This window comes from Staphylococcus condimenti, from assembly GCF_001618885.1.
Taxonomy (GTDB): Bacteria; Bacillota; Bacilli; order Staphylococcales; family Staphylococcaceae; genus Staphylococcus; species Staphylococcus condimenti.
Map to the genome: position 1 here is coordinate 179,057 of NZ_CP015114.1, position 12,978 is coordinate 192,034.

Consider the following 12,978-nt stretch of genomic DNA (forward strand, 5'->3'; position numbering starts at 1 on the left):
CTTTTTTGTATACATATGGATTGTATCAAAATTGTAATAATAGTCAGATACTAATATGTAATAAAAAACAGGTATCTTCTGATAAAGATACCCATTCTCTATTTATTGAAATAAAGGTGCTTGAATTAATAAAAATTACCCTTGATGTTTCTTAACTTGTTGTGTATATCTCCAGTACATGAATCCTAATAAGATAAACCAAATAGGTGAAATGAAGATTGCTACACGTGTTACTGGGTTTACAAATAGTAACGCAAACACAAAGATGAAGAATAATAAGATAATGTAGCCTGAAATTCTGCCACCTGGTAATTTATAAGGTGATTTTTTGTGTTGTTCTGGTTCACGCTTTTGATATCTAATGTAAGCATAGATGATTAATCCCCATACAACTAAGAATAATACTGTTGAAATAGTAGTTACATACGTAAATACTAATGTTGCATCAGGGAAAATATAGTTCAATAATGCTGCAACTAATAATAGCGCACAAGAAACAAAAATTGCGATATGAGGTACACCATTTTTATTTGTAGATCTGAAAATTGGTGGTGCTTGTTCTTGTCTCGCTAAACCAAATAACATACGGCTGTTTGAGAAAATACCGCTGTTACAAGATGATGCAGCTGCTGTTAATACAACAAAGTTGATAATACCTGCTGCAAATAGGATACCTACTAAAGCAAATAGACGAACGAATGGACTTTCTGAAGGGTCTATTTTATTCCAAGGAATAATAGACATAATCACTGCTAATGAACCAACATAGAATAAAAGAATACGCATCGGCACACTATTGATAGCCTTCGGTATTGTTTTAGTTGGATCTTTAGTTTCTCCAGCAGTTACCCCTATAATTTCAATCCCTACAAATGAGAATAATGCCATTTGGAAGGACATGAAGAAACCTGTAGCCCCTTTAGGGAAAATACCATGTTCATACAAGTTAGTGAATGAAGCATGTCCGAATTGTGTTTTGAATGCCATTAATATCATTACAAGCCCAACCACAATCAATACAATAATTGTTGCGACTTTGATAATAGCAAACCAGAATTCTAATTCTCCGAAAATTTTGGCACTAAATAAGTTGAATGCCATCAGTAGTAGTACACAGAATAATGCACTTACCCAGTTCGGGATTTGCGGCCACCAGAAACTTACATATTTAGCAACTGCGGTAACTTCTGCCATCCCTGTTATAATCCAACAGAACCAATATGTCCATCCAGTTACAAACCCTGCAAAAGGCCCGATATATTCGTTTGTAACATCTGCGAATGATTTGAAATTAGTGTTGGAAATTAAAATTTCTCCTAATCCTCTCATAAACATAAACAACATTAACCCGATGATAATGTATGTTAATAATATGGAAGGACCTGTCATAGCAATCGTTTGTCCTGCCCCTAAAAATAACCCTGTGCCGATTGCGCCGCCAATTGCAATCAACTGAATGTGACGATTGCTAAGTTCTCTTTGTAAATTATTATTTGCCATATTCATAACAACTCCCTTTTTGCACCTCATAAATAATATGCACATATTTGGAAGTAATGACAAATGTTTTTTGCAAATAATGCAAATTTTCATGCAATTCACAATGAATTATAGTTATAATGAATGATAAATATTTAAAATGACACATCATAAAAAGTGTATTTTAAGGCACTTAAAGCAATTTAAATGTAATAAGTGTACTAGTGAAGGGCCTTTTAGTGATGAAATCCTTACAAATACTAGCTTGGCATGTATAATTACATGAATATAAGAGTTGCTTAATTGTTCACAAAATCGCGATAATTGGATATAATACTAAATGAAAGCCATTTCAATTTGTTATAGAAAAGGGGAAATTAATATGGCAGAATTACAAAAAAGTTTAGAAGGGGTAATTGCAGCTGAAACGAAAGTGAGCTCAATTATCGATAGCCAACTGACATATGCCGGTTACGACATCGATGATTTAGCAGAAAATGCTTCATTTGAAGAAATTGTCTTTTTACTTTGGAATTACAGACTTCCAACGCAAGAAGAATTAGATGAGTTGAAAGGAAAATTATACAAATATGCAACATTAGATGATAAAGTTTATGAGCATTTTGAAGATTATGCTACTAATCATGTTCATCCAATGACAGCATTAAGAACTTCTGTTTCATACGTTGCACATTTTGATGAAAATGCTGAAAGTGAAACAGACGAAGAAAAATTAGAACGCGCAATCAGAATTCAAGCAAAAATGGCTTCATTAGTTGCTTCATTCCAACGTGTTCGTGAAGGTAAAGATCCAGTTAAACCTAAAGAAGGTTTAAGCTATGCAGCTAACTTCCTATATATGTTACGTGGGGAAGTACCAACTGATATCGAAGAAGAAGCATTCAACAAAGCTTTAGTATTGCATGCAGACCATGAATTGAACGCATCAGCATTTACAGCACGTTGTGCAGTATCTTCATTATCAGATATGTACTCAGGTATTGTTGCTGCAGTCGGTTCATTAAAAGGGCCATTGCACGGTGGTGCAAACGAACGTGTTATGAATATGTTATCTGAAATCAAATCAGTTGATGATGTAGAACCATATTTAGACAAAAAATTCGAAAATAAAGAAAAAATTATGGGCTTTGGTCACCGCGTATACAAAGATGGTGATCCACGTGCGAAATATTTAAAAACAATGAGTAAGAAAATCACAGATGAAACAGGTCAAAAACACTTGTATGATATCTCAGTAAAAATTGAAGATATTATGAAAGAACGTACAGGTATTATTGCTAACGTTGATTTCTATAGTGCGACTGTTTATCATAGTATGAATATTCCACACGACTTATTCACACCTATTTTCGCAATCAGCCGTACTTCAGGTTGGTTAGCACATATCTTTGAACAATATAGAGATAACCGTATTATGAGACCACGTGCAAAATATATTGGTGAAACTAATCGTGTATATGTTCCAATTGAAGAAAGATAGATCATCTTGATTTAGATTCTGAAATTCAAGATTTAATATTTTAAGTAACGGAGGAATTATTAATGGCACCAGAAAAAATTGTTAAACAAGAAGACGGTTTACTAGTACCAAATAACCCAATTATCCCATTCATCATCGGAGATGGAATTGGACCGGATATCTGGAGAGCATCACGTCGTGTATTAGATGCTGCTGTAGAAAAAGCTTATAATGGCGAAAAACAAATTGAGTGGAAAGAAATTCTAGCAGGTCAAAAAGCTTATGACACTACTGGTGAATGGTTACCACAAGAAACACTTGATACAATCGAAGAATATTTAATTGCGATTAAAGGACCTTTAACAACACCTATCGGCGGCGGTATCCGTTCATTAAACGTAGCATTACGTCAAACATTAGATTTATTTGCTTGTTTACGCCCTGTACGTTGGTTTAAAGGTGTTCCTTCTCCAGTAAAACGTCCTGAAGATACTGATATGGTAATCTTCCGGGAAAACACTGAAGATATTTATGCAGGTATCGAATTTAAAGAAGGCACTCCAGAAGCTGAAAAATTAATCAAATTCTTACAAGATGAAATGGGCGCAACAAATATCCGTTTCCCTGAAACTTCAGGTATTGGTGTTAAACCAGTTTCTAAAGAAGGTACAGAACGTTTAGTTCGTTCAGCTATCCAATATGCAATCGATAACGATCGTAAATCTGTTACTTTAGTACACAAAGGTAATATCATGAAATTTACTGAAGGTGCTTTCAAACAATGGGGTTATGATTTAGCTGAAAATGAATTCGGCGATAAAGTATTCACATGGCAACAATATGATCGTTTAGTTGATGAAAAAGGTAAAGATGAAGCAAACAAAATTCAAGACCAAGCAGTAGCAGACGGTAAAATTATTATTAAAGATTCTATCGCTGACATCTTCTTGCAACAAATTTTAACTCGTCCAGCTGAATATGATGTAGTTGCAACTATGAACTTGAATGGTGACTATATCTCTGATGCATTAGCTGCACAAGTTGGCGGAATCGGTATTGCACCAGGTGCAAACATTAACTATGAGACAGGTCATGCAATTTTTGAAGCAACTCATGGTACTGCTCCAAAATATGCAGATTTAGATAAAGTTAACCCATCATCTGAATTATTGAGTGCAGTGTTAATGTTAGAACACTTAGGTTGGCAAGAAGCTGCTGACTTAATTACAGATTCAATTGAAAAAACAATTGCTTCTAAAGTTGTTACTTACGACTTTGCACGTATGATGGATGGTGCAACTGAAGTTAAGACATCAGAATTTGCTGATGAATTGATTAAGAACCTGTAATCAATAATCCATTACAGCTATACTGTCGACTCAGGCAGTATAGCTTTTTTATTTTTTGAAATCGCAAAAATTCAAATTATGAACTAATTGTTAAGTTTTTGTAAAGTTAATACATAGTATGTTATCTTTATGAAAATATAAGTTATAATTAGGTTGAAAAATACACAGGGGGTACGACCATGTCTCAAAAAATTTTAGTAGTCGACGATGAACAATCAATTGTAACTTTGCTGAAATACAACTTGGAAACTGCAGGTTATATTGTAGAAGTTGCTTATGATGGAGAAGAAGCACTTCAAAAGTTAGATGCAGTACAGCCAGATTTGGTAGTTTTAGATGTAATGCTTCCTAAATTGGATGGCATTGAAGTATGCAAAACAATTCGTTCTGATAAGAACTTAGTTCCTATATTAATGTTGACTGCCAAAGATGATGAATTTGATCGTGTACTGGGCTTAGAGCTTGGTGCAGATGATTATATGACTAAACCATTTTCACCTAGAGAAGTAGTTGCACGTGTAAAAGCTATTTTACGACGTTCTCAACAAGTTCAAAACGTCAAAGAAGACGAGAATGATAATGAGGATGTTATTATTGGTTCCATCAAGATTAGACCCGAGTATTTTGAAGTATATAAAAACAATGAACTATTAGAATTGACACCTAAAGAATTTGAATTGTTATTGTATTTGATTGAGCGACAAGGCAGAGTCATTACAAGAGAACATATGTTGAATTCTGTGTGGAATTATGAATTTACCGGTGATTCACGTATTGTTGATGTGCATATCAGTCATTTAAGAGATAAATTGGAAGAAAATCCTAAGCAGCCGAAACTTATTAAAACAGTCCGTGGTTTAGGTTATAAATTAGAAAGACCGAAATCTGCTAATTGAAGTTTTATACCAGATTACTGCTTACGCTGGTAACATTAATTATTTCTTGTCTCATCGCATTAGGATTACTTATTAATCATGCTATTTATACTACTATTTCTTCTAGAGATAGTGAAAATCTAAAAAATGATGCCGAAAGAGTCAATCAGTCCTATCAAAATCATCAAAATCAAGCTATAAAAGAATATGCTCGATTAAATGATTTTGCGATTACTGTACATAGGAATTCAGATCATAAAGTTTTATTCAGAGCTGGAAACAATGTACCAGCTAATGAGAATATTAATGTTGTCGGCAATCCATCCAATTTACTTTACGATACACACAAAGGTAATCATCGATTCACTTATAAATATATTGACACAGATCATCACATTATTATTACAGGTTATAATAATGAAATTTCACAATTACAATTTGAAGCATGGAAATATATCGTGATTATAGGAATGTTTATATTAGCAGTTGTATTTTTAATTGTTAGAAATATAAACAGAACCTACATTCGTCCGATTAACGATGTCACTTATGCTACGAAATTATTAGCACAAGGACACTATCATATCCGTGTTCCTGAAAGTAATGTGAAAGAAACACGTGCGCTTTTTGTAACGACGAACGAATTAGCACGTCGCTTACAAAAAATGCACAATGAACAAAAAATTCAATCAAACCGTTTGAAAACAACATTAGAAAACATTCCAAGTTCAGTTTTAATGATTGATAAGTATGGGAAAATTGTTGTGGCAAACACAGCATATTATGATATGTTCAATCCAGAAATAAGTGTTGTGAATAAAAACTACAATAGAGTTATTCAAGGCAAACTAAACACATTAATCATCAATGCATTCAAAACTGAAAAAACGATTAATGAACAGATTGAAGTATACATTAATAATGTTCATGAAAAATATTTTGATACTGCATGTGTACCGATTCTATCCCGCAATAAAAAAAGATTGCAGGGGATGGTTGTGGTCTTGCATGATATCACGAGCCTTAAAAAGCTTGAAAATTTACGTCGTGAATTTGTAGCGAATGTTTCGCATGAATTGAAAACACCAATTACATCGATTAAAGGTTTTGCTGAAACATTGATTGATGGTGCAAAAAATGATGAGAATTCTTTAGATGAGTTTTTAAATATTATCCTAAAAGAGTCAAATCGTATTGAATCATTAGTTGAAGATTTATTAGATTTATCTCATATTGAACAGCAAACTGAAATCAGAACAGAACGTGTTGATTTATCAGAAGTGACGCAAACGGCTGTGAATACGCTATATGCTTATGCCCAAAGAAAAGCAATAGAAATTGATTCTGATATTCAAAGTAACGTGATGATTGATGCTGAAGCTTCAAAAATTGCGCAAGTAGTTACAAACTTAGTAAGCAATGCGATTAATTATTCTTCGGATGAAAGTACCGTGCATGTACGGGTTTACCAACAAGATGAAAAACGCATATTAGAAGTAGAAGATCATGGTATTGGTATTGCACCAGAAGAACAAAAACATGTTTTTGAACGTTTCTATAGAGTGGATAAAGCACGGAGCAGAGATTCTGGCGGTACTGGACTTGGTTTATCCATCACGAAACATATTGTAGAAGCATATCAAGGACGTATCCAGATTGAAAGTGAAGTAGGCGTAGGTACTACATTCCGAATTATTTTCTTTGACAACAAAACACGAAATTCATAAATAATATATGCGTCGGAAGTGATTCCGGCGCTTATTTTGTGAGTAAATCAAGACTTATGATAAAATAAAGTTAAATCAATTCAGGAGGTTATCACGTGGAAAAATTAGTATTAATTGATGGAAATAGTTTAAGTTTCCGCGCATTTTATGCTTTACCTCTTTTGACAAATCGTGCGGGCATTCATACAAATGCTGTATATGGATTCGCTATGTTATTAGAAAAGATAAAAAAAGAAGAACAGCCGACAAACTTTTTAGTTGCGTTTGATGCAGGCAAAACAACTTTCAGACATGAAACATTCGGTGATTATAAAGGTGGTCGACAAAAGACTCCACCAGAATTGAGCGAACAATTTCCTTTAATCCGTCAATTATTGGATGCTTATCAGATTAAGCATTATGAATTAGAGAATTATGAAGCGGATGATATCATAGGAACATTAAGCAAAGAGGCTGACAAAGCAGGTATTAAAACTATTATAGTGACAGGAGACAGAGACTTAACACAACTGGCTTCAGACAATGTGACAATTTATTATACGAAAAAAGGTGTTACAGATGTTGATCACTATACGCCTGAATTCATAGCTGAAAAGTATAATGGTTTAAAACCTTCTCAAATTATTGATATGAAAGGGCTTATGGGCGATACTTCCGATAATATTCCTGGCATCGCGGGTGTAGGAGAAAAAACGGCAATTAAGCTTTTGAACCAATATGATACTGTTGAAAATTTGTATGAACATATCGATGAAGTATCAGGTAAAAAATTAAAAGAAAAACTTGAAAATGGACAAGAAGATGCATTTATGAGTAAGCAATTGGCCACAATCAAACGTGATAGTCCGATTGAAGTATCGTTAAAAGATACTAAATTACCTGAAGACGCAGATCAAACTGCAAAAATTGATTTGTTTAAGGAATTGGATTTCAAGCAAATGTTGAATCAAATCGATGTAGATGCAGAAGATAAAACTGAAGAAAAACGAGAATATAAAATAGAACATGATTTTGATGCGATTAATTTCAATGATTTATCAGAAGCATCCATTCATTTTGAAGTGGATGAAGGCGATTATTTAACTGCAGATATTCTAAAGTTCGGACTTCAAGCAGATGGGCATTTTGTTGTCATTAATGCTGATCAAGTCCAAAATTTTCCAGAATTAGTAAAATGGTTAGAAAATGATCAAACTCGAAAACGTGTATATGATGCTAAAAAAACTTATGCAGAGGCGCACCGACTTAATATTGATATTAAAAATATTTCGTTTGATATCATGTTAGCAAGTTATATCTTAGACCCATCAAGAAGCATTGATGATGTTTATTCAGTTGTTCATAACTATGGTCAAAATTACGTGGCCGAAGAAGTAAATATATATGGCAAAGGACGTAAAAGACAAATTCCTGCAGATGAGGTGCTAGATACTTATATTGCTTCTATTTTAGATGCAATTTCTGAAAGTACGCCAATTATGTATGATCAGCTTGAAGAATATAATCAGCTTGATTTGTTTGAGTCATTAGAGTTGCCGCTTGCACGTATTTTGGGTGAAATGGAAGAATTGGGTATTTATACAGATGTGGATGAATTAAAAGAAATGGAAAAAGAAATCCAAGGTAAATTAGATACCTTAATAGCGCGTATACATGAATCTGCAGGTGAAGACTTTAATATTAATTCACCTAAACAGCTAGGAGTAGTGCTTTTTGAAAATCTTAAACTACCTGTTATTAAAAAGACAAAAACAGGCTATTCAACTGCAGTAGATGTGCTTGAGCAATTACAAGGCGAACATCCTATTATAGATGATATACTCGAATATCGTCAGCTTTCTAAATTACAATCGACTTACATCGAAGGTTTGCAAAAAGTTATTCAAAAAGATCATCGTATCCATACACATTTCAATCAGACATTAGCCCAAACTGGAAGATTATCTTCTGTAGATCCAAATTTACAAAATATTCCAGTGAGATTAGAAGAAGGACGCAGAATTCGTAAAGCGTTTAAACCGGCAGAAGCGGGCAATGTTATCTTGTCAGCTGACTATTCTCAAATCGAATTACGTGTACTTGCACACATCACACAAGATGAAAGTATGATAAAAGCTTTCAGAGAAGGTCATGATATTCATACTGCGACTGCAATGAAAGTATTTGGAGTAGAAGCTGATGAAGTAGATGGTTTAATGCGCAGACAAGCAAAAGCAGTCAACTTTGGTATTGTATACGGAATCAGTGATTACGGTTTAAGCCAAAGCTTAGGTATAACAAGAAAAGCTGCAAAGCAATTTATTGATGATTATTTAGACAGCTTTCCAGGTGTAAAACAATATATGAGTGATATTGTTAAAGATGCTAAAGCTAAAGGATATGTTGAAACACTATTACATCGTCGCAGATATATTCCAGATATTACGAGTCGTAATTTTAATCGCAGAAGTTTTGCTGAAAGAACAGCGATGAATACTCCAATTCAAGGAAGTGCGGCTGATATTATTAAATTGGCTATGGTTAATTTTGATAAAGAAATTAAAAATAAAGATTTTCATGCACATTTGCTATTACAAGTACACGATGAGTTGATTTTTGAACTTCCTGAAGAAGAAGTAGAAGCATTTAGTGCATTTATTGAAGATATAATGGATAATGCGATCGATTTAGACGTACCTTTACAAGTAGACACAAATTATGGTCCTACATGGTATGATGCAAAATAGAAAGAAGGAATTTGAATGCCGGAATTACCAGAAGTTGAACATGTAAAACGCGGCATTGAACCGTTAGTATTAAATCAACGTATTGATGAAGTTGAATTCTCAGATGCTGTCATCAACGGGAAAGAAATTGGAAAAGATACGATTATTAAACAAATAGATTTACCAATGTTTAAATTATATTCAGAAGGCTATAAAATTACACAGGTTGAACGAAGAAGTAAATATATACTTTTTCATATTGAAACTGAAAATGACAAAAGAGTGCTAGTAAGTCATTTAGGGATGTCAGGTGGTTTCTTTGTTGTTGATACATTAGAAGATATTATTGTCCCAAACTACAAAAAACATTGGCATGTCAATTTTAAATTAAGTAATGGTAAACAGCTTATATATTCAGATATACGACGTTTTGGTGAAATTAAGAATGTAGCAGATTTATCTGCGCATTCTTCTTTTTCCGAAATGGCACCAGAACCGTTTAATGAAGAAGCTCTTGCGTATTTTCAACATCAGTTAAATAAAAAAATATATCAAAATAAACCGATTAAACAGGTGATTTTAGATCACAAAGTTATTGCAGGATGCGGAAATATATATGCTTGTGAAGCTTTGTTTAATGCAAAAATCAATCCTGAACGTAGTGTGAATTCACTAAATGCGGATGAACAACAACGTGTATTTGATGAAGTAGTGAAAGTATTACGTTTAGGTATTGAAAATGGCGGTACAAGCATTTCCTCTTATCGTCACGCTGATGGTAAAACAGGAGAAATGCAGAATTATTTAAATGTATATAAAAAGAAAGTTTGCCCAGCTTGCGGCGGACCGATTCAAACAAAAGTCATTGCGGGCAGAAACACACACTATTGTCCACAATGCCAAAAATAGTAAGAAGGAGTCATTTTATGGGAAAAGTGATAGGATTAACAGGTGGAATTGGTACTGGTAAATCTACAGTATCTAATCTTTTGGAAGTTCATGGCTTTAAAATTGTAGATGCAGATGTAGCGTCCAGAGAAGCAGTTGAAAAAGATTCAGAAGGCTTACAACAAGTAAAACAAGTATTCGGTGACAAAGCCGTTGATCAAAATGGAGAAATGGACCGTAAATATATTGGAGAAATTGTATTTAATGATGCTAAAAAACGTAAAGAACTTAACCAAATCATCCATCCAATTGTTAGAGAAATCATGAATGAACAAAAAGAACAATATTTAAGCGAAGGTTATAACGTCATTATGGATATACCGCTATTGTTTGAAAATAACTTGCAAGATACAGTAGATGAAACTTGGTTAGTATATGCATCTGAAAGTATCCAAGTTGAAAGATTGATGGAACGCAATGACTTATCTCAAGAAGAAGCAAAAGCTAGAGTCTACAGTCAAATTTCAATTGATAAAAAACGACGTATGGCTGATCATGTAATTGATAATCGAGGTACTTTATTGGAATTAAAACAAAATGTGGAACAATTATTAATGGATGAGGGATATATTCAACAAGCTGCATATAATCAGGATGAAGAATAAGTAAGCCTTTTCATTTGTTTCAATACAGTTAAAATTACTTATCGTAAATGATAAGTAATTTTTTTATTTATTTTTGTAAAACGCTTTCATTTTTCTGCGATTATGCTATACTGATTCCATAAAGTATAACACATATAAAAACGAGGGGTGCTTTTTATGACAACGAATATTGCAATTAACGGAATGGGACGCATAGGACGTATGGTACTGCGTATTGCTTCTAAAAATGATGATTTAAACGTAGTAGCTATTAATGCGAGCTATCCTCCAGAAACAATTGCACATTTAGTAAAATACGATACGACTCATGGTAAATATGATGGTGAGGTAGAGCCAACTGAAGAGGGCATTCGTATCGATGGTCATGATATTAAATTAGTTTCAGACCGTAATCCGGAAAACTTACCTTGGAAAGATTTAGATATCGATATTGTCATAGAAGCTACAGGAAAATTCAACCACGGCGATAAAGCAATTGCACATATCAATGCTGGCGCTAAAAAAGTATTATTGACTGGACCATCAAAAGGCGGTCATGTTCAAATGGTTGTTAAAGGCGTAAATGATGACAGCCTAGATGTTGAAGAGTATGACATTTTCAGTAATGCTTCATGTACTACAAACTGTATCGGTCCAGTTGCAAAAGTATTGAATGATAACTTTGGAATCGAAAATGGTTTGATGACAACTGTACATGCAATTACAAATGATCAAAAAAACATTGACAATCCTCATAAAGATTTACGTCGTGCACGTTCATGCAACGAAAGCATTATTCCTACTTCAACAGGTGCTGCTAAAGCGCTTAAAGAAGTTTTACCGGAATTAGAAGGTAAATTGCATGGTATGGCATTACGTGTACCGACTAAAAACGTTTCATTAGTAGATTTAGTTGTAGATTTGAAAAAAGATGTTACAGCAGAAGAAGTTAATAAAGCTTTTGAAGATGCTGATTTAGATGGTGTTTTAGCTGTTTCAGATGAACCGTTAGTTTCAGTAGACTTTAATACAAACCCTAATTCTGCAATTGTTGATTCAATGTCAACAATGGTTATGGATGATAAAAAAGTAAAAGTTATCGCATGGTATGATAATGAATGGGGTTATTCAAACCGTGTTGTTGATATTGCAGTGCAAATCGGCGAATTATTAAATACTAAAGAAAAAGCAACAGCTTAATTGCGAGTTAATTTCATAAATTTTCACCAGCTGATTGGAAGTAGGGCTCCAATCAGCTGGTTTTTTAGTGCAATCAATCATAAATGTTTCGCTTTCTTTTGTGTGAAGAAAGATTATAGTATAATAGGCATAATTAATATGAGAGGTGAAAATGAATGAAATGCCCTAAATGTAATTCAACACATTCTCGTGTAGTTGATTCCAGACATGCAGATGAAGTTAATGCAATCCGTAGACGACGAGAATGTGAAAATTGCGGCACACGTTTTACAACATTTGAACATATAGAAATGAGCCCGCTGATTGTTGTCAAAAAAGATGGCACACGCGAGCAATTCTTAAGAGATAAGATTTTAAACGGGCTAGTTCGTTCATGTGAAAAACGTCCAGTCGGTTATCAGCAACTTGAAGATATTACCAATAAAGTAGAATGGCGTTTGCGAGATGAAGGCCAAGCAGAAGTATCTTCTAGAGAAATAGGAGAACATGTAATGAATTTATTGATGCATGTCGATCAAGTTTCGTATGTCCGTTTCGCCTCAGTTTATAAGGAATTTAAAGATGTTGATCAGTTACTCGAATCTATGCAAGGTATATTGCAAGAAAAGAACAAACGGAGTGACAATTAATC

Annotated in this window: 10 protein-coding genes; 9 read left to right on the plus strand and 1 reads right to left on the minus strand. The window is 33.7% G+C overall.

What is annotated here, in order from left to right:
* Window positions 1–135: 135 nt before the first annotated feature.
* The gene (locus tag A4G25_RS00995) at window positions 136–1,500 is read right to left on the minus strand and encodes an amino acid permease (protein WP_047131877.1); all 1,365 of its coding nucleotides are present in this window, start codon (window positions 1,498–1,500) and stop codon (window positions 136–138) included.
* Window positions 1,501–1,861: 361 nt separating this feature from the next.
* Between A4G25_RS00995 and A4G25_RS01000 the strand changes: the two genes are divergently transcribed.
* The 9 genes from A4G25_RS01000 (at window position 1,862) to nrdR (ending at window position 12,976) form a co-directional block, all read left to right on the plus strand.
* A complete protein-coding gene (locus A4G25_RS01000) occupies window positions 1,862–2,980 on the plus strand; it encodes a citrate synthase (RefSeq protein ID WP_047131876.1) in 1,119 nt (372 codons plus the stop codon).
* 62 nt (window positions 2,981–3,042) lie between these two features.
* On the plus strand, window positions 3,043–4,308 hold the full coding sequence (gene icd / locus A4G25_RS01005; protein ID WP_047131875.1) for an NADP-dependent isocitrate dehydrogenase: 1,266 nt from the start codon (window positions 3,043–3,045) through the stop codon (window positions 4,306–4,308).
* Window positions 4,309–4,487: 179 nt separating this feature from the next.
* Window positions 4,488–5,204: a response regulator transcription factor gene (locus A4G25_RS01010; protein WP_047131874.1), complete on the plus strand. Its 717-nt coding sequence runs from the start codon at window positions 4,488–4,490 to the stop codon at window positions 5,202–5,204.
* The gene (gene pnpS / locus A4G25_RS01015; protein WP_047131873.1) at window positions 5,201–6,910 is read left to right on the plus strand and encodes a two-component system histidine kinase PnpS; all 1,710 of its coding nucleotides are present in this window, start codon (window positions 5,201–5,203) and stop codon (window positions 6,908–6,910) included. The genes A4G25_RS01010 and pnpS overlap by 4 nt, the downstream gene beginning before the upstream one ends.
* Window positions 6,911–7,005: 95 nt before the next feature.
* Window positions 7,006–9,636: a DNA polymerase I gene (gene polA / locus A4G25_RS01020; RefSeq protein ID WP_047131872.1), complete on the plus strand. Its 2,631-nt coding sequence runs from the start codon at window positions 7,006–7,008 to the stop codon at window positions 9,634–9,636.
* A gap of 15 nt (window positions 9,637–9,651) precedes the next feature.
* Window positions 9,652–10,524 carry a bifunctional DNA-formamidopyrimidine glycosylase/DNA-(apurinic or apyrimidinic site) lyase gene (gene mutM, locus A4G25_RS01025; protein WP_047131871.1) on the plus strand — a complete coding sequence of 291 codons (873 nt, stop codon included), beginning with the start codon at window positions 9,652–9,654 and terminating at the stop codon, window positions 10,522–10,524.
* Window positions 10,525–10,541: 17 nt separating this feature from the next.
* Window positions 10,542–11,168: a dephospho-CoA kinase gene (gene coaE / locus A4G25_RS01030; RefSeq protein WP_047131870.1), complete on the plus strand. Its 627-nt coding sequence runs from the start codon at window positions 10,542–10,544 to the stop codon at window positions 11,166–11,168.
* 156 nt (window positions 11,169–11,324) lie between these two features.
* Window positions 11,325–12,347, plus strand: a complete 1,023-nt coding sequence (locus A4G25_RS01035) for a glyceraldehyde-3-phosphate dehydrogenase (RefSeq protein ID WP_047131869.1) — start codon at window positions 11,325–11,327, stop codon at window positions 12,345–12,347.
* A 155-nt stretch (window positions 12,348–12,502) separates the two neighbouring features.
* Window positions 12,503–12,976: a transcriptional regulator NrdR gene (gene nrdR, locus A4G25_RS01040; RefSeq protein WP_047131868.1), complete on the plus strand. Its 474-nt coding sequence runs from the start codon at window positions 12,503–12,505 to the stop codon at window positions 12,974–12,976.
* Window positions 12,977–12,978: the final 2 nt, after the last annotated feature.